17 protein-coding genes are annotated in these 17,348 nt (G+C 62.7%); 9 read left to right on the top strand and 8 right to left on the bottom strand.

Annotated elements, in window-relative coordinates; translation table 11 throughout:
• Positions 1-3: 3 nt before the first annotated feature.
• The 3 genes from ABRA89_RS01305 to ABRA89_RS01295 all read left to right on the top strand — a co-directional run bounded on the left by ABRA89_RS01305 (position 4) and on the right by ABRA89_RS01295 (position 2,821).
• Positions 4-903 carry a dihydrodipicolinate synthase family protein gene (locus ABRA89_RS01305; protein WP_349939640.1) on the top strand — a complete coding sequence of 300 codons (900 nt, stop codon included), beginning with the start codon at positions 4-6 and terminating at the stop codon, positions 901-903.
• Positions 904-998: 95 nt separating this feature from the next.
• Positions 999-1,982 carry an SMP-30/gluconolactonase/LRE family protein gene (locus tag ABRA89_RS01300; protein WP_349939963.1) on the top strand — a complete coding sequence of 328 codons (984 nt, stop codon included), beginning with the start codon at positions 999-1,001 and terminating at the stop codon, positions 1,980-1,982.
• 128 nt (positions 1,983-2,110) lie between these two features.
• Positions 2,111-2,821: a ribonuclease activity regulator RraA gene (locus ABRA89_RS01295; RefSeq protein WP_349939639.1), complete on the top strand. Its 711-nt coding sequence runs from the start codon at positions 2,111-2,113 to the stop codon at positions 2,819-2,821.
• A 92-nt stretch (positions 2,822-2,913) separates the two neighbouring features.
• Here ABRA89_RS01295 and ABRA89_RS01290 read toward each other — a convergent pair whose 3' ends face one another.
• The 7 genes from ABRA89_RS01290 to motA all read right to left on the bottom strand — a co-directional run bounded on the left by ABRA89_RS01290 (position 2,914) and on the right by motA (position 8,451).
• A complete protein-coding gene (locus ABRA89_RS01290) occupies positions 2,914-3,363 on the bottom strand; it encodes a hypothetical protein (protein WP_349939638.1) in 450 nt (149 codons plus the stop codon).
• A gap of 150 nt (positions 3,364-3,513) precedes the next feature.
• Positions 3,514-4,602 (bottom strand): flagellar biosynthesis protein FlhB, encoded by a 1,089-nt coding sequence (gene flhB / locus ABRA89_RS01285; RefSeq protein ID WP_349939637.1) that lies wholly within the window; start codon positions 4,600-4,602, stop codon positions 3,514-3,516.
• 80 nt (positions 4,603-4,682) lie between these two features.
• Positions 4,683-5,735, bottom strand: coding sequence for a FliG C-terminal domain-containing protein (locus tag ABRA89_RS01280; protein ID WP_349939636.1), 1,053 nt, complete (start codon positions 5,733-5,735; stop codon positions 4,683-4,685).
• Between the two features lie 7 nt (positions 5,736-5,742).
• Complete coding sequence (gene fliN / locus ABRA89_RS01275) at positions 5,743-6,138, bottom strand: flagellar motor switch protein FliN (RefSeq protein ID WP_349939635.1); 396 nt, start codon at positions 6,136-6,138, stop codon at positions 5,743-5,745.
• Between the two features lie 112 nt (positions 6,139-6,250).
• Positions 6,251-6,586 carry a hypothetical protein gene (locus ABRA89_RS01270; RefSeq protein WP_349939634.1) on the bottom strand — a complete coding sequence of 112 codons (336 nt, stop codon included), beginning with the start codon at positions 6,584-6,586 and terminating at the stop codon, positions 6,251-6,253.
• Positions 6,567-7,535 (bottom strand): FliM/FliN family flagellar motor switch protein, encoded by a 969-nt coding sequence (locus ABRA89_RS01265; protein ID WP_349939633.1) that lies wholly within the window; start codon positions 7,533-7,535, stop codon positions 6,567-6,569. Before ABRA89_RS01265 ends, ABRA89_RS01270 begins: the two co-directional genes overlap by 20 nt.
• Before the next feature lie 52 nt (positions 7,536-7,587).
• Complete coding sequence (motA, locus tag ABRA89_RS01260; protein ID WP_349939632.1) at positions 7,588-8,451, bottom strand: flagellar motor stator protein MotA; 864 nt, start codon at positions 8,449-8,451, stop codon at positions 7,588-7,590.
• A gap of 201 nt (positions 8,452-8,652) precedes the next feature.
• Between motA and ABRA89_RS01255 the strand changes: the two genes are divergently transcribed.
• The 3 genes from ABRA89_RS01255 to fliI are packed head-to-tail and all read left to right on the top strand — an operon-like array spanning position 8,653 to position 11,521.
• On the top strand, positions 8,653-9,444 hold the full coding sequence (locus tag ABRA89_RS01255; protein ID WP_349939631.1) for a DUF1217 domain-containing protein: 792 nt from the start codon (positions 8,653-8,655) through the stop codon (positions 9,442-9,444).
• Positions 9,445-9,452: 8 nt separating this feature from the next.
• The gene (gene flgF, locus ABRA89_RS01250) at positions 9,453-10,175 is read left to right on the top strand and encodes a flagellar basal-body rod protein FlgF (RefSeq protein WP_349939630.1); all 723 of its coding nucleotides are present in this window, start codon (positions 9,453-9,455) and stop codon (positions 10,173-10,175) included.
• The gene (gene fliI / locus ABRA89_RS01245) at positions 10,175-11,521 is read left to right on the top strand and encodes a flagellar protein export ATPase FliI (protein WP_349939629.1); all 1,347 of its coding nucleotides are present in this window, start codon (positions 10,175-10,177) and stop codon (positions 11,519-11,521) included. The genes flgF and fliI overlap by 1 nt, the downstream gene beginning before the upstream one ends.
• Positions 11,522-11,651: 130 nt before the next feature.
• On the opposite strand, the gene ABRA89_RS01240 is transcribed toward fliI, so the two are convergent.
• Positions 11,652-13,214, bottom strand: a complete 1,563-nt coding sequence (locus ABRA89_RS01240; protein ID WP_349939628.1) for a catalase — start codon at positions 13,212-13,214, stop codon at positions 11,652-11,654.
• 137 nt (positions 13,215-13,351) lie between these two features.
• On the opposite strand from ABRA89_RS01240, the gene ABRA89_RS01235 reads away from it, so the two are divergent.
• From ABRA89_RS01235 to ABRA89_RS01225, 3 genes are all read left to right on the top strand, one after another.
• Positions 13,352-14,260, top strand: a complete 909-nt coding sequence (locus ABRA89_RS01235; protein ID WP_349939627.1) for a hydrogen peroxide-inducible genes activator — start codon at positions 13,352-13,354, stop codon at positions 14,258-14,260.
• 273 nt (positions 14,261-14,533) lie between these two features.
• Positions 14,534-16,468 carry a DUF4139 domain-containing protein gene (locus ABRA89_RS01230; protein ID WP_349939626.1) on the top strand — a complete coding sequence of 645 codons (1,935 nt, stop codon included), beginning with the start codon at positions 14,534-14,536 and terminating at the stop codon, positions 16,466-16,468.
• A 130-nt stretch (positions 16,469-16,598) separates the two neighbouring features.
• Positions 16,599-17,342 carry a TSUP family transporter gene (locus tag ABRA89_RS01225; RefSeq protein WP_349939625.1) on the top strand — a complete coding sequence of 248 codons (744 nt, stop codon included), beginning with the start codon at positions 16,599-16,601 and terminating at the stop codon, positions 17,340-17,342.
• The last annotated feature ends 6 nt before the right edge of the window (positions 17,343-17,348 follow it).

Genomic DNA, 17,348 nt, shown 5'->3' with positions numbered 1-17,348 from the left:
CTTATGGCCCATGATCTCGACGCCGCGCTCGCCGGCATCTCCGGCATTCTCGTCACGCCTTACGATGCCGACGGCGAGATCGCGCCGGACAAGCTGACGCCGATCCTCGACCGTGCCCTCTCCGCCGGCGTCCACATGCCCGTCGTCAACGGCAATACCGGCGAGTTCTACGCGCTGACCACCGACGAGGCCTGCACCATGGTTCGCGAAGTGGCGAACCTCGTCGATGGCCGCGCGCCGCTGCTTGCCGGCGTCGGGCGCGGCATTCGCGACGCCTGCCGCTTGGCGAAGGCCTCTGCCGATGCGGGCGCGGCCGCGCTGATGATCCATCAGCCGCCCGACCCCTTCGTCGCCCCGAGCGGCACCGTCGATTATGTGAAGGCCGTGTCGGACGCCTCGGGCGGCCTGCCGATCATGCTTTATCTGCGCAACGATGCGATCGGCACGAAAGCGATCGCCGAACTCTGCGCCCTGCCCGGCGTCAAGGGCGTCAAATGGGCGACCCCGAACCCGATGAATCTCGCCAAGGCGATCGAGGCTTGCGGTCCCGATATCACCTGGGTCGGCGGTCTTGCCGAAGTCTGGGCTCCGCCCTTCACGGCCGTCGGCGCGCGGGGCTTCACCTCCGGGCTCATCAATGTCTGGCCCGAGCGCTCGGTGGCGATCCACAAGGCGCTGGAAACCTCGAACTACGACGAGGCTCAGGCTCTGATCGCCGGCATGCGCGCCTTCGAGGACATCCGCGCCGAGGAGCTGAACGGAACCAATGTCACCGGCGTGAAGGCCGCGCTTCTCGCGCAGGGTCTCGATTGCGGTCCGACCCGTCCACCGTCCGCCTGGCCGCTGAGCGAGGCGCAGCAGGACCGGCTTCATGTCTTCCTGACGGAGAATGCCCTTATCTGAAACCTGATTCTCGAGGAGGAGAAATCATGAGTGAGAGGAAGTTATCGATGAACCGCCGCGCTGTTCTGGGAGGGAGCATCGCGGCAGCAGCGGCGATGACGACGGGACGCGCGCTGGCGGACTGGGAGCCTTCACTGCGCTATCCCGATCCGGCCGTCGAGATCCTCAAGCCGGAATTTGCCGGCTACCGGGTCTTCAACAGCAGCGTCGAGCGCCTTGCCACCGGCTTCGACTGGGCCGAGGGGCCAACCTATGTCGGCGATGGCCGCTATCTGATCTTTAGCGACATCCCGAACAACCGTCTCATACGCTGGGACGAGGTGACGGGCGAGGCGTCGGCGTTCCGCGAACCCTCCGGCTGGTCCAACGGCAACGGGCGCGACAAGCAGGGCCGGCTCCTCACCTGCGAGGGTGGCATGCGCCGCGTTACCCGCACGGAGTTCGATGGCTCGATCACCGTTCTCGCCGACAACTTCGAAGGAAAGAAGCTCAATTCCCCGAACGATATCGTCACCGGATCGGACGGTTCGATCTGGTTCACCGATCCGCCGTTCCAGATTTCCAATTTCTACGAGGGCGAGAAGGCCGAGCAGGAACTGGATTTCCAGGGTGTCTACCGCATCACACCAGAGGGCGAGCTGACCCTCGCCGTTCGTGAACTTCAGGGGCCGAATGGAATCGCCCTCTCTCCTGACGGCCGGACGCTCTACGTTGTCGAGGGGCGCGCGAAGCCGAACCGTCTCGTCTGGGCCTTCGATGTCGGCATCGATGGTGAGCTTACGAACAAACGCAAGCATATCGAAGCGATGAATTACGGCGCGCTCGATGGCATCGCTTGCGACGTCGACAACAATCTGTGGTGCGGCTGGGGGAGCAGCGGAGCTCCCGAGGGCGATTCGGAAGCGCTCGACGGAGTCATGGTGTTCAACCCTGCCGGCGAGGCCATCGGGCATATCCGGCTTCCCGAGCGCTGCGCCAATCTCTGCTTCGGTGGCCGGCATGGCAACCGGCTGTTCATGGCGAGCAGTCACTCGCTGTATGCCGTGACCGTGAATACCCGTGGTGTCAGCCCTCTTTGACACGCATTGGCCGGGACAGGCGGTCACCTGTCCCGGTTCCCATCACGCCTGCCCGCCCTGAATGATCCATGATTGAACCACTGGGCAGGATTTTCGCATTCCGATCGCCACGAAGGAGCATCAATCCTGTGAAGTCCGAAACCCGAGACAAGCTGATGGGCGTTTCCGTCGCGACGCTTGCAACCGCGCTCTACAAGCGCGGCCTGCGTTCGCAGGTGATCCAGGGCGTTCATCCGGTGAAGGCGAAGGGCCGCAACATGGTGGGGCCGGCTTTCACTCTGCGCTATATGCCGGCGCGGGAGGATCGCAATCAGCTGGTCGAGTTCCGCAATCCGGAGCATCCCCAGCGCGTCGCAATCGAGACCTGCCCCGAGGGCCATGTCCTCGTTATGGACAGCCGCAAGGATGCCCGCGCGGCCTCCGCCGGCGATATCCTGATCACGAGGCTTATGGTGCGTGGCGGAGCCGGCGTCGTCACGGATGGCGGCTTTCGCGATGCCGCCACGATCGGCGATCTCGACATGCCGGCCTATCACACGCGTCCGTCGAGCCCGACCAATCTGACGCTCAACGAGGCGATCGCCATCAACGAGCCGATCGGCTGCGGCGACGCGCCGGTCTTTCCCGGCGACATCATCGTCGGCGACGACGACTGCGTCATCGTCATCCCGGCCCATCTCGCCGACGAGCTTGCCGACGAAGCGGCCGAAATGACGGTCTACGAGGACTTCGTCGTCGAACGGGTGAAGGCCGGGGAAACCATCATCGGGCTCTATCCGCGAACGAAAGACGAGCATCTCGCCAAATTCGAGGAATGGAGAAAGGCGAACGGTCGCTGATCGCTAGAGAAGCTTTGGTGACCCGCTTAAAGGCACGTTCGCTTCGCCATCAGGCGTTCGATACCGATGTCTGATGTTGCGATAAGCGTCCGCTAGCCCTGCGCATCTTCCATGGTGGCAGGTCTGGCGAGCCGCGCGTCGCTCAGTGCCCGTTCGAAGCGTTCCGTGTCGGAGGCTTCGCCGCCGGAGGGGCCGGGAAGATCGACATAGGTGATATCGACGGCAGCGGTGGAGGCGCTCAGTTCCAGGCGGAAATGGGCCGTGACACCGTCATGCTGGAACTCGAGCGCCAGCGCCACGATCGGCTTGGTGCCCCAGGAAATGTTCACATCGCCGGAATTGGCAAAGCGCAGCACGCCGGGCTTGAGGGTCAGCTCGGCACTCGAATCGACGATGTCTTCAATATTGGCGAATTTCTCGAAGCGGAGATAGGCGACATAGTCGGCCACATCGACGAGGCGCAACTCGGCGACGAATTCGCGAATGGCATCGGCGAGCAGCTTCTCGCGGGTGAGGGAAGCGCGCTTTTTCACATCAAGCATGGAGGCGGCACTCTCCCTGAGAGCGGACGGCATCCCGCCTTACCGCCAGCGCCGGGTCCGCTCGTTCCAGATCGGAGATGAATGCCGGCATCCGCGGTGCCTCTCTCGGGCGTGCCCGTCAGGCGCGTCGGTGAGGCCGGTGTCACTTCATCAAGCGACTGCGACGCCGACCTTCGAGCCCTCCCGGGTGTGAAGATAATAGATGATCTCCGCCACCGCCTTGAAGAATTCGGGCGGAATCATCTGATCGATGTGGACATGATCATACATTGATCTTGCGAGGAGCTTGTCCTCGATGACGGGTATCTCTTTTTCTTCAGCGATTTCGCGGATCTTCAGGGCGATCAGATCGGTTCCCTTGGCAACCACCATCGGCGCACCGCCCTCCTCGCGGGTATAGCGCAGGGCGATCGCGTAGTGGGTCGGGTTGGCGATGACGAGGGTCGCACTCGGCACGGCCGCCATCATGCGCTTCTTGGAGCGCTCGCGGGCGATCTGTTTCTGCCGCTGCTTGACCATAGGGTCGCCTTCAGCCTGTTTATTTTCGTCCTTGATATCCTGCTTCGACATCATGATGTCGCGCCGCCAGTGGATGCGCGTCATGGCGATGTCGGCCGCTACCAGCACGATGGTGGCGATCGAAACGCCGGACAGCAGCTTCATCGCGAGGTCGAGTACCAGTTCGGGAAGCTGAACCGGGTCGGCCAGCATGGTCTGGACCATCGTTCCCAGATTGGAAACGATAAGTGTGCCGACGACGATGCCTATCATGAGGAACTTGAACACGGCCTTGGCGAACTCCGTCAGACCGCGCGGGCCGAAAATGCGCTTGAAGCCGGAGGCCGGCGAAATGTTCGAACCTTTCGGCCTGATTCGCTCGAAGTTGATCTGAGGCGGATTCTGGAGGACGGACGCGAGAATCCCGCCGATGCATAAAAAGAGCGCTGCCGGCAGAATGAAGGCCGCAGCTTCGGTGCTGAGCACGCTAAGAACATGCAGTGCGTCCCGGCTTGTCTCCAATTCCCATTGGAGAGGATTGTCGAACGTCGTCTGCAAGGTCGTGAGAAGGCGATAACCGGACTCGCGGGCCTGCAGGGCAATGAACGCTGAAATCGCCAGAAAAGACGCCAGGACCGGAGCTTCACGCGATGTCGGAAGGTTGCCCTTCTCGATCGTATCGCGAATCTTCTTCTCGGTCGGCTGTTCCGTCTTTTGGGAACGATCTTCGCTCTCCGCCACAGCCGATTAGCCCGTATTTAGGTTTCGTTTCGATGAAGGGGCATGGTTAAGCGGCCGTAACCAGCCGCTCACTCCATGGATTACTCCGCCTGCTCTTCGTCGCCTTCGCGCAGGATGATCGTACCGGCACCGGCCATTTCCAGCGCGCGGGACGCGATATCGCGGCGGGCCGCTTCGATCGCATCCTTGGTCGCGTTCGATTCCTGGCTGAGTTCGGATTCGATCATGCGGCGGGCTCTCGCGCCTTGAGCGGAAAGCACCGCCTCCCTGATTCCATCCGAAGCGCCGCGCAGCGCCATGATGACCGTATCGGCCTGGATGCCGTCGAACAGCGTGAGCCGCGACTTTGCCGGCATGCCGGGAATATCGTCGAAGGCGAAGAGCAGCTTGCGGAGCTCGACGGCTTCGTCCGGCTGATCGCTCTCGATGAACTCGATGAGCTCGGTGCTCTCTTGCTTGGCGAGAAGATTGACGACATTCGCGAGAACGAGATGACGGCTCTCGCCGGACTGTCCGTCACCGGTAACCAGATAGGTTTCGCGCACATGGGTCTCAAAGAGATCCTCGATCGGGCCGGCAAGCGGCTTGATCTGGAGCATGCGCTTCATGACGTCGTTCTTGAGCGCCGGTTCGAAGGCGCGCACGATCACCACCGCAGCTTCGCTCGGCACCTTCGAGAGGACGAGCGCGATGATGTGCGGATGCTCGGCGGAAAGTTTCTTTGCGAGAGTACCGACGTCCATGTCGGCGACCGCGTCCCACACATCGCGCGGAGCGTTCGCAAACATGTCCTGGATCGAGAATGGCTCTTCCGAAGGAAACAGGGACTCGTACTGGGTTTCACCAAGGGCGTTGCGCAGGAGATCGGACATCTGCTGGCCGGGACCGGGGAAGATCGGCCCGCCCTTGAACGTCGAAGCGAAATCCTCGACGACCTCGTTGATCTGTTCGGACGAGACGTTCTCGAGCGAGGCCGCGGCCTCCTTGAGAGACATGATCTCGTCGGGCGCCATATGCTTCAGAAGCCGCGAAGCGCCGCCCGGACCCAATGCCAGGAGAAGGACGGCTGCCCGTGCCCCTCCCCGCAATGGAGCTGCGTTCAGCTCTTCTGAGTAACTCGCAAGGCTGTTCATGACGCGATCAGGCCGCCTTTGCCTTCTTCGCGTTCAAGTTCGATCCGGGGGTCGCGACCTCGGTCAGCGTAACACCGAATTGTTGATCTTCCTGATCGAGCACGACGATTTCGCCGCGCGCGATGACCCGGCCGTTGACGACGACGTCGATCGGATCGCCCACCTTCGTGTCGAGCTTGACGATCGATCCGCGGTTGAGCTTGAGGAGTTCGGCCACGCTCATGCGCGCCGTACCCAGGACCACCTGCATGGTGACGGAGACGTCGAGCACGAGGTCGAGGTCCATCTTGTCGGCACCCCGGAAGTCGGGACCGATCCCGTCATCCTCTCCCGCATCGTCATCCGCGTAAAGTTCGGCGTTGAATTCGAGGTCGCCGCCTTCGAGGTCGTTCGGATCGATCATGGAGTATCATTCTCCGTCTGGCATTGCTTGCATCGCTCGGAGGTCATTCCGGAGCGTCTTCCGATGTGTAATGAGGCGAACTTATCCGAAGCTGCCGCTTGGTATCGATTTGTTAATTTTTTCGACTGAAGGGTGTCTGAGCCCCAGGTGTCGACACGCCGCCGGTGTGGAAATCGGCGCGATCCACGAGATCGGCGAGCCGCGCGCTCGCCTCGGCCGCACGCAGTCGCTCAGCTTCGAGGGCCTGAAGCGTTGAAATTCCCTCGTATTTGAGCGCGATCACGGCTTCCGCCGCCTTGTTCAGGGAAGCTTCCGACTGTTCGAGCGCCGCTGCAAGACCGTGTTCGGACTCCCGCAGAGACTTCAGCTCTTTGTACATTCGTCCGCTTCTGAGCGCGGTCACGACGAGCGCGACCATCAGGACGAGATCAATCAGATAGGATGTCATCGATGAATTCCTGCGTCGGTTCGATCGCTTCCTCGAACCGCGCAACATAGGATCCGCGCGAGAAGCCAACCTGGGATTTGAAGACCGGCTTGCCCTCGCATTCGAGCGTAATCATCTCGCTCACCAGTACGTCGAGGGGAATCGTCTGACCGACGCGGAAACGGGCGACATCCGAAAGCGGAACCTTCTTGCGGGCGAGAACGGCTTCCAGATGGAGGCCGGACTTCTCGAAGTTCCGGACCATCGCCTCGGACCATGTTTCGTCCAGCGAAGGCTGCGGCGTCGGCACCGGCTCGGACAGGATACGACGATGAGGCGCCAGATAGGAAACAGGAAGCGCCATCGTCAAAGTCGTGATCGGCTCGGCCTCGTTCTTTGCCGCGGCCTTGTCGGCGGCGCGGAAAATATCGAAGCCGATGGCCAGATAGCGGCCGGCGTTTTCGCCGCCGAGAAGCTCGTCCAGGTCCTCGCGCTTGATCAACCCTCCAGCCTCGAAGGCGGCCCGATCGATCGGTGCGAAGGAAGAGGCAAAGGACTCGACGAGGGTCTCGAAGGTCGTCCTGACGAGGGAACGGTCGAGATCGGTGAGCGCCCGTTGACCCGGCGTACCGGCGGGCGCGGCGCCGAAGAAGGCGGAGATGCAGACATCGGCGAGCGCATTCGGCGCCACGAGATAGGCCGGGCGAGCGAAACGCTTGGAATTGAGCACGCCGAAAATGACGCCGTCTTCGTCATCACCCGCATTCTCGGCGCCGCGCCCGATCTCGAACTCGCGGAAACTGACAGCGAGTTTATTGACCGAAAGACCGTTGAGGCCGAGCGTCAGTTCCTCGGCGGTTTCCTCGGCAAGCGCGATCAGGCGGTACAGCTTGGACGGGTCGATCTCCGCGGCCGACTTCAGCCGTTCGCCGATATCGCTCGAACCCGTTGCGTTGCGTGTGTCGGACATTATTCACTTCCCTCGGCTTTGGGCCGGTGTTCGCTCGAGCCGAATACTTCGGTCATGCGCCCGCTCCGCCGCCGATCGTCTCGGCTTCGACCTGGTCGATCGTCGGACGGTCGTATGCCGAAATCGTCTTGCGGCCGTATTCGATGGCAACCTGGGGCATGGCGCCGTTCATGTAGGCGATCAGGGTCGACTTGATCACGATATAGGTCCGGCACTTCTTCTCGCGCACGCTCTTCACCTTGGAGGCGATCGGTCCCATGACGCCATAAGAGAAGAACACGCCGGCGAAGGTGCCGACGAGAGCCGCGGCGATGAGCCCGCCGAGAATCTCCGGCGACTGGTCGAGCGCGCCCATGGCCTTGATGACGCCGAGAACGGCGGCGACGATACCGAGGGCCGGCAATCCGTCGGCAACGTCCTGCAAGGCGGCCTTCGGCTTCATCGAGTCGTGCGTGATCGTCTCGATCTCCTCCTCCATGAGCGCCTCGATTTCGTGGCTGCGCGCGGACCCGACGATGATGAGCCGGACGTAGTCGCAGATGAAGCTCACCTTCTGCTTGTCCTTGAGGATCGTCGGATAAGCCTGGAAGATGGTCGATTCCTCGGGCGCATCGACGTGAGCCTCGACCTCGGAGCGGGACTTCGACCGCATCTCGCGCATCAGGGCGTGCAGCAGGCTGAGGATCTCCAGATAGTCCTTCTGTTGGGGAACGGCGTTCTTGAACGCCTCGCCGATCGCCTTGCCGCAGTCCTTGATGACCTTGGGCGGGTTGGCGACGAGGAAGGTGCCGAAGGATGATCCGCAGATGATCACGTATTCGAAGGGTTGGACGAGAACGTCGAGATGGCCGCCCATGGCGACGAAGCCACCAAGTAGGCAGCCCAACACGACCACCATACCAATTAGAATACCCATTTCATCCAAGTCCCAAGCAGTTGACCGGATAGAGCGGTACGGACAGCCGCTTGTGCGGAGCTTGAAGTTCGCCTGCGATCGGACCGATGTCTCTCTTTTGAAGCGAAACGCCCGTCCGTCTGAAAGGCTGACGCAAGGGAGTCCGGCGCATTGTGCCGCCAAGACGACGAACCGGCCTCATTGACGGACCCTTGAACAGCCATGCTGGACGCATCCCTAAGCTATCGCCTCGTGAGCCGCGACCTGCCGGCATCACTGGAACGGACTGCGCAGGATCCGACGGTGGAGCGGGCGAGCCAGCAATATCTCGAGGAAGTCGGCAAGATCACCTCGATCGACGAGTTCCTCTCGAACGATCGTGTCTATCGCTATGCCATGAAGGCGATGGGGCTGGAGGACATGACCTATGCCAAGGCATTCATGCGCAAGGTCATGGAAGAGGGCGTCGACAGCAAGGAAGCGTTCGCGAACCAGCTTACCGACGATCGCTACAAGGAATTCGCCGAAGTCTTCAATTTCCATCGCTACGGCGATACCGCCCTCGCCTTCGATCGCACTCAGCAGGGGATCGTCGACAGATATGTCCGGCAGACGCTGGAGGAAAATACCGGCACGAAGAGCGAAGGCGCGCGTCTGGCACTTTACTTCGAGCGCAAGGCTGACTCGATCACCAGCTATTACGGGCTTCTCGCCGAACCGGCACTGCTCAAGGTGATGCAGACCGCCTTTTCGATCCCCGAGGAAACCGGTTCGATGGATATCGAAAAGCAGGCCGATCTCTTCCGAAAGGCCCTGCCGAATCTCGAAGATCTGAAGGATCCGGAAAAGGTCGGCGAACTGCTCCAGCGCTTTACCGCCCTTTGGGACGCCAACAATTCGACCGTCGCGCCGACAAGCCCCGCGCTGCAGCTCATGGGCGGCGGCGGAGGGAGCGGCGGCGTGAATGGCGACATGCTCATGACCCTCCAGACCAATCGCAATACTGGATTCTAGGAAGCCGTATGGAAACCTCTCTCCCGGTCGCCTTGTCCGGCCAGCTCGCAATGGAAAAGCGTCTCGAGACGCTGGCCCACAACATCGCCAATGCCCGCACCGTCGGCTTTCGCGCCGAAGAAGTCCGGTTCGAGGAGCTGCTGTCGCGCACCGCGCCGGACCCGGTCGCCTTCGTGACGAAGGGCGAGACCTATCTCTCCAACAAGAGCGGCGCCCTCACCCAGACCGGCAATCCCCTCGATCTTGCGGTCAGGGGCGAGGCATTCTTCGCCTATCAGGGCGATAACGGCATGGTCTACACCCGCGACGGACGCATGGAGATCACCGCCGAAGGCATGGTGCAGACCGTGACCGGACGCCCGCTTCTCGATGTCGGGGGGCAGGCTCTTCAGGTCGATCCGGCCGGCGGACCGCTCACCGTCGGCGGCGACGGCATGATCCATCAGAACGGCCAGCAGGTCGCGGCAATCGGGCTTTTCCGCATTCCGCAGGGTGCGAACACGACGCGGGCCGACACCTCGGGCGTCGTCTCGGACGTGCCTGCGACGCCGGTCGTCGAATTCCTCTCCGACAACGTGGTCCAGGGCTATGTGGAAGAGGCGAACGTCAATCCGGTGCAGGAAATGACCCGGCTGATCGCCCTCCAGCGCGCCTTCGAGAGCGCCGCGAACGTCGTCCAAAGCAATGACAGGTCCCTCTCTGAGGCGATCAAAACCCTCGGAGCCAGCTGATGCACGAACAGAGTGAAGTCCTGAGCGCCCTGTCGGCGCCTCTGATCGACATTTCCGGCAAGATCGTCGACGTCGCCCCTCAATCATTTCGGGTCGCGGGGCTGTCGCCCTTCGTCCGGCTTGGCGACTGCATCTCATGCCCGGGCGATGAACGCGACGAACTCGGCGAGGTTGTGCGCATCGATGCCGACAGCCTGACCGTCAAACCTTACACCAACCGCTTCAATCGCGGTGTCGGTTCGAGTGCCATCAAGGTCGGCCCGTTCTCCATCACGCCGGATGCCAGCTGGCGCGGCCGCGTGCTCGACGCCTTCTGCCGGCCGCAGGACGACAAGGGTCCGATCCTTCAGGGCGACGAGAAGCGCCCCGTTGATGCCCAGCCGCTATCGGCGCTGAAGCGGGCACGGCTCTCCGAATCCGTACCCACCGGCGTTTCGGTCGTCGATATCTTCACGCCGCTGGTCAAGGGCCAGCGCCTCGGCATTTTCGCAGGCTCCGGCGTCGGCAAGTCGACACTGATGGGCATGCTCTCCCAGTCAAAGGGATTCGACACCGTTGTCGTGGCGCTCGTCGGCGAGCGCGGTCGCGAAGTGCGCGAATTCCTCGAAGAGGTGATGGCCGGCGAACTCGAAAAGGTCGTCACCATTGTCGCCACCGGTGACGAAAGCCCGATGATGCGCCGTCTCGCACCGCGCACCGCGACCGCCGTTGCCGAACATTTCCGCGATCAGGGCGACGATGTCCTCCTGATCGTCGACTCGGTGACGCGTTACGCCCACGCCGCACGCGATGTCGCGCTTTCGGCCGGCGAGCCGCCGGTCTCCCGCGGCTATCCGCCGAGCGTCTTCTCCGAACTGCCGCAGCTTCTGGAGCGGGCCGGTACCGGCGCCGAAAACTCCGGGACGATCACCGGCATCTACGCTGTCCTCGTCGACGGCGACGACCACAACGACCCGGTTGCCGACGCCATTCGCGGCACACTGGACGGCCATATCGTGCTCGATCGAGAGATCGCCGAACAGGGGCGCTTCCCGGCCGTCGACTATCTGAAATCGATCTCGCGTCTTGCCGAAAAGGCCTGGCGCGGCAGCGAACGCGAGCTCGTGACGCGCCTCAGGGCCATGACGTCACGCTTCGAGGATACGCGGGATCTGCGCCTTCTCGGCGGCTATCAGCGTGGGTCCGACCAGACGCTGGATCAGGCCGTCGATCTTGTACCGCACATCTACGACTTCCTCACCCAACGCCCCGGCGACGGTGCGCACGAGAAGCCGTTCGATGCCCTCAGCTCCGCACTGAAGCAGGCGATGTCGGCCAAGAACGAAGCGGCTCCGAAGAAGAAATAGCCGGAGGCAGTGGCGCGCACATCACTGCGCGCGACCCGAAGAGCCAATCGGCACATCGATAGTCCAATCAAAAAGGGCCGAGGCGTTTCCGCCCCGGCCCTTCGTCATTTCAGAACTCCGGTCGTGCCGATTACTCGGCTGCGACCTGTGCCTGGTCCTTGCCGGCATCGCCGCCGGTTACCTGCGGCGTGTCGTCGGTCACCGGATGCGAGTTCGGCTGGTACTCGTCGCTCGCACGCGCTTCCTCGATGGCCTTGCGCACGCCCGCCTCGTAGTCGGGATGAACCTGCTTGAGGTGGCCGAGCCAGCGCTCGACGATCGCATCGACGGTGACGCCAGCGACGGCGCCGCCCATGTTCTGATAGAGGCGCTGGCGCTGCTCCTCGTTCATCACCTTCATCACGAGATCGCGGCACTGGGCGTAATCGTCGTAAATCTTGTGATCGAACCGATCGGCATCACCGAAGAGCGCGAGCGGCGGTTCCTGCGCCGAGCGATCCTCGACCGCCGCACCCTGATCTGCGAACGAGTTCGGCTCGTAATAGGCGTTCTCGTTGCCGGTGCGCACACCACCATACATGTTCATTTCGCCGTCCTTATGGTAGTTGTGGACGGGAATTCTCGGCTGATTGACCGGGATCGTCTCGTAATGCGTGCCGAGGCGATAACGGTGTGCGTCCGCATAGGAGAAGATGCGCGCCTGGAGCATCTTGTCTGGCGACCACGAAATGCCCGGAACGATGTTCGACGGCGAGAACGCGGCGTTCTCGATCTCCGCGAAGTAATTGTCCGCATTCCGGTTCAGCTCGAAAAAGCCGACGTCGATCATCGGATAATCGGCATGCGGCCAGACCTTGGTGAGGTCGAACGGATTGAACTCGCACTCACGCGCCTGCTCTTCCGTCATCACCTGAATCTGGAACTTCCAGCGCGGATACTTGCCTTCCTCGATCGAATTGAAGAGGCGCTCCTGGTAGCCTTCACGCGTGCGACCGATGATCTTCTCGGCTTCCGCATTGGTGTAGAAGTCGTGCCCCTGCTCGGTCTTGTAGTGGAATTTCACCCAGACCCGCTCATTCTTATCGTTGATCAGCGAGAAGGTGTGCGAACCGTAGCCGTTCATGTTCATCGGCGACTGCGGCAGGCCGCGATCCGACATCAGGATCGTTACCTGATGCACCGCTTCCGGCGACAGGCTCCAGAAGTCGAACATCGCCGTCGGCGAACGCATGTTCGTCTTCGGATGACGCTTCTGGGTGTGGATGAAGTCGGCGAACTTGTAAGGGTCACGCACGAAGAAGATCGGCGTGTTGTTGCCGACCATGTCCCAGTTACCGTCCTCGGTATAGAACTTCAGCGCGAAACCGCGAACGTCGCGCTCGTGGTCGGCAGCACCGGACTCGCCGGCAACGGTCGAGAAACGGGCCAGCATCGGCGTCTCGGCGCCTTTCTGCAGGCACTTCGCCTTGGTGTATTTCGAAATGTCCTCAGTGATCACCAGTCTGCCGTGGGCGCCCCAGCCCTTGGCATGGACGGTGCGCTCGGGGATACGCTCGCGGTTCTGGTGCGCGAGCTTCTCGATCAGCTGGTAATCCTGCAGGAGAAGCGGACCACGTTCGCCGGCCGACAGAGAGTCCTGATTGTTCGGCCAAGGCGCGCCCGCCGAGGTTCTCAGGGTGTTGCGTTCAGCCATTGCGGCCTCCTTGTTTATTGCCGATTGCGGGGCATGACGCCCGCCGGCTGGAATTGTTCCAATTCCAATATGGACAGGCTGGCCGATAAGAGCCAATCGTATTTGATGGAAGACGTTATAGGATTATCTTATCAGGCATGCTGACGCTTCGCCAAATCCGCTATTTCGAAACCCTCGCCCGCACGCTGCATTTCGGGCGTGCGGCGAAGATCCTCCACATCAGCCAGCCGGCTCTCTCGGCGCAGATCGCACAGATGGAGGCGTTCTTCGGAACGACACTGTTTTCGCGCATGTCGGGCGGCGTGGCGCTGACAGCCGACGGCGAACTCGTCGGCGAACGGGTCAAGCGCATTCTCGCCGAGGTCAACGACCTCGAAGGTTTCGCTGCGCGCGGCAAGGCGACGCTTTCGGGCCGGATGCGCGTCGGCATGATCGCGACCGTCGCACCCTATCTCCTGCCGCATCTTCTTGAGCATCTCGCCGACCACTATCCCGACCTCGACTGCGAGGTGCGTGAGAGCGTCACCGATCGTCTACTCACCGACCTCAACCGCGGGGAAATCGACTGCGCGATCGTGGCGCTACCGCTGGAGGAACAGGGGCTGGAAGCGCTGCCGCTTTTCGACGATCCCTTCCTGCTGGCCGCTCCCGCCGCCATAGCCGACCGACTTCCCGATCCGTTTCCCCCGGCGCTTCTCGGCAATGAGCGGATCATCCTTCTTGAAGAAGGTCACTGCCTGCGCTCCCAGGCGCTCGATGTCTGCCGGCTTGCCGGTGGCCACGAACTCGCAACCCTCGGCGCAACGAGCCTTACGACGGTACTGCGCATGGTGGCCGGCGGCCTCGGGGCGACTCTTATCCCCAAGATCGCCGTCACGGACGAAACGCGCGGTGGCGGCATCGCCATCCTGCCGTTCCAGGACCCTGCCCCCTTCCGCCGCCTCGTCCTCGTCTTCCGCCCGACAACGGCGCGCCTTCCCGATCTCAAGGCCTTCGCAGAAGCGGTCGTCGAGGCCCATGACCGTGCGCTTTCGCGCGAAGATTGACGGTTCGTGCGCGGCGCGGTGATAGCTGGTTCCAGAAAGCCCCACGGCCAAGCGCTGGGTGGCGCTGCCGACAGATCCTGCACCGACCCAAGTCGGCAGGGATTTCACGAACGCATGCAACCGAAAAAAGGGTTTTGGCCCCAGTTCGGAAGGTTTCGACCTGGGCTATACAAGAATCGTCCGCTTCGCTCACGACGCCCGAGAAACGAGCACCAAAAAATGGGGAGGCGGGTTTCGAACGGCGCCCGATCCTGATCCTCAGAGAGATGCAGAATGAACCTTCGCACGACCTCCATGCTTCTGGCCGCGACCGTGATCGGAACCGCTCCGGCCGATGCTCAGGAAACGCGGATCACCAAAATCGATCTCGGCCAATCGGGTCTTGCCAAATACACGTTGACCGCCGAAGCTACCAGCGACCGCGTCACCTTCGAGGTGCCGAAGGCCGATGCCGACGACGTTCTGGCCTCGCTGATCGTCCAGGACCCTGCCGGCGGCGTAGTGGGCCTTTACACCGACACGCCCTCGACTTCATCCGAAACCCTGCGCGACACGCCCTTCGCCGGAGGCCTGCCGGACAGCACGAAGCACCTCCTCGAAGCGCTGACCGGCGAAGAGGTAACGATCAAGACCGAGAGGAGCGAGGTCACCGGGCAGGTGATGGCCGTCACCGAGCGCGAAGAAGTGGTCGACCGTAATGTGATCGAGCGGCCAGTGGCGCTGATCCTCACCGAAGACCACGTCGCGGAGGTCGTTCTCTATCCGGGCGTTTCGGTCTCCTTCGATGCGAGCGACGCAAGGCGGCTGGCCGAGGCAGGCGTCGCGGGAACGGCGAACGACGACCGCCGCAGTTTCGAGATCGAGCTTGCGGCCAGTGGCCCGCGTGATGTCGGCCTCTCCTATGTCACCGAGGCGCCAGCCTGGAAGAATTCCTGGCGGCTGCTTCTCGACGAGGGCCGGCTTCAGGGCTGGGCGACCTTCGAGAATGTGACCGGTTACGACTGGAACGGCGTCGATCTCGTCCTCTCCACAGGGTCCCCGGTCGCCTATCAGCGCAATCTCCTGGAACCGCGCCGGATCGGCCGCCCGGCTGCGCCCGATCTCATCGGCGAACGGCCCGAAGTGGAAGCCGACGAAGGTTTCGAGAGGATGAAACGCTCGTTTGCGGCGCTTCAATCGGTCGGGGGCGCCTCGGCCGATGCCGAGATGAGCCAAATCGCGCCGGCTCCGATGGCCGAGATATCGGGAGCTGCGGAGACGGCCGGCGAGGTCGTCGGCCTCGCCAATGTGCGCTATCAGATGCCCCGGCCCGTCGACCTGCCGGCCGGGCGTACGGCGAACGTCATCTATATCGATCTCCCCGTCGAACCGGAGATCCGGGCGCTCTACCAGCCAGCACGCTCGGGCACCGTTCTGCTCGCCGCCAGGATTACCGCCGACCGTCCGCTCGCGCCGGGCCTCGTCTCGGTTCTCGACGAAGGCGGATTTGCCGGCGATGCGCCCTTCACCGGCCTTGCGGCGGACGAGACCCGGCTCCTGCCCTATGCGGCCGCGCAAGGGGTAACCGTCACGGAGGATCGCCAGCAGACCGGCAACGAACTCGATCTCGCCTTCGCGGGCGGCGTCCTTTCCCTTGAAACGACGAACACGACGCGCACTCTCTACGAGGCGGCGCTGCCCGACACGATCGATATCTTCGACGTCGAGCACGCCCGAACCGGCTCCGACCTCGTCAGTGCCAATGGAGAGGTCGAGCGCAACGCCGACAGCCTGCGGGTATCGGTGCCCGCGACCGACGGGACGGCGCGAGTCGAGATCGTCGAGCGCGAGCTGCTCCGCCGCACCATCGCGATCGACCGTAATCAGGTTGAAGAGATTTTCGCGCAGATCAGCCGGACCTCACCGACGATCGACCCCGAAGACAGGGCCGTTCTCGAAGAAGCGGCAGGCGTACTGGAGACGATCCGGCAGGCAGAGGCCCGTCGCAATGACCTCTCAGAGCGTTATGAGCGCCTCACCCGCGAGCAGGAGCGCCTGCGCGAGAATGTCAGGAGCGTCGAGCAGAGCACGCTGCGCCAGCGCTATCTCGACTCGCTGGACCGGACGGAAACCGAAATCGCGGAGGCCCTCTCCGGCATCGAGTCAGCGACCTCGGAGATCGAAATCGCCGAAACAAGCCTGACCGAAACGATCGCCCGCCTCCGCTGAACCGCCGAAAAGCTGACCATTCACATCACGCGTTCGCCTGCCGGGCGCGCGGTGCTGTATGTCGTGACTCTGCGGGTTTAGGGGAAACCTCTCGCTTGCGCTTTCCGCCTCTCTCCGCCAAAGCCCTTCCATGCCTATCGACATCCTTCTCCTACTCGTCGCGGCGGCGTTTCTCGCCGGTTATATCGATGCCGTGGCCGGCGGCGGGGGGCTGATCACCATCCCTGCGCTGCTTCTCTCCGGCATGGACCCGCTCACCGTGCTCGGCACCAACAAGGTGCAGGGCATGTTCGGCTCGGGTTCGGCGACGATCGCCTATGCGGCGAAGGGGCATGTGGACCTCAAAAAGCAGTGGCCGGCGGCTCTTGCCTCCGCGCTGGGATCGATCGGCGGGGCGCTTGCGGCCTTCGTGGTGCCGACGGATGTCTTGGAGATCGGCCTCCCCTTCCTCTTGATTGCCGTCGCGATCTTCTTCGCGGTGCGGCCGGGGCTGAACGATCTCGACCGGGAACGGCGGATTTCGCCCGCCCTCTTCATCGGCTTCGCCGTACCGCTGATCGGGGCTTATGACGGGCTGTTCGGCCCCGGCACCGGCTCCTTCTTCATGATCGCCTTCGTTACCCTCGCCGGCTATGGCGTCCTCAAGGCGACGGCGCACACCAAGCTTCTGAACTTCGCCTCCAATATCGGCTCGCTGGCGATCTTCGTCGCGGGCGGTGCGGTGATCTGGAGCGTCGGGCTCGCCATGGGCGTCGCGCAGTTCCTCGGCGCCCGGCTCGGCGCGGCAACAGCCATGCGCTTCGGCTCGAAGCTGATCCGCCCGCTTCTCGTCGTCACCTGTCTGGCGCTGGCGACTAAGCTGCTCATCGGCTAAGCCGCA

Source organism: Fulvimarina thalattae, from assembly GCF_040239565.1.
Lineage (GTDB): Bacteria > Pseudomonadota > Alphaproteobacteria > Rhizobiales > Rhizobiaceae > Fulvimarina.
This window is presented reverse-complemented; position numbering and strand designations above follow the sequence as displayed.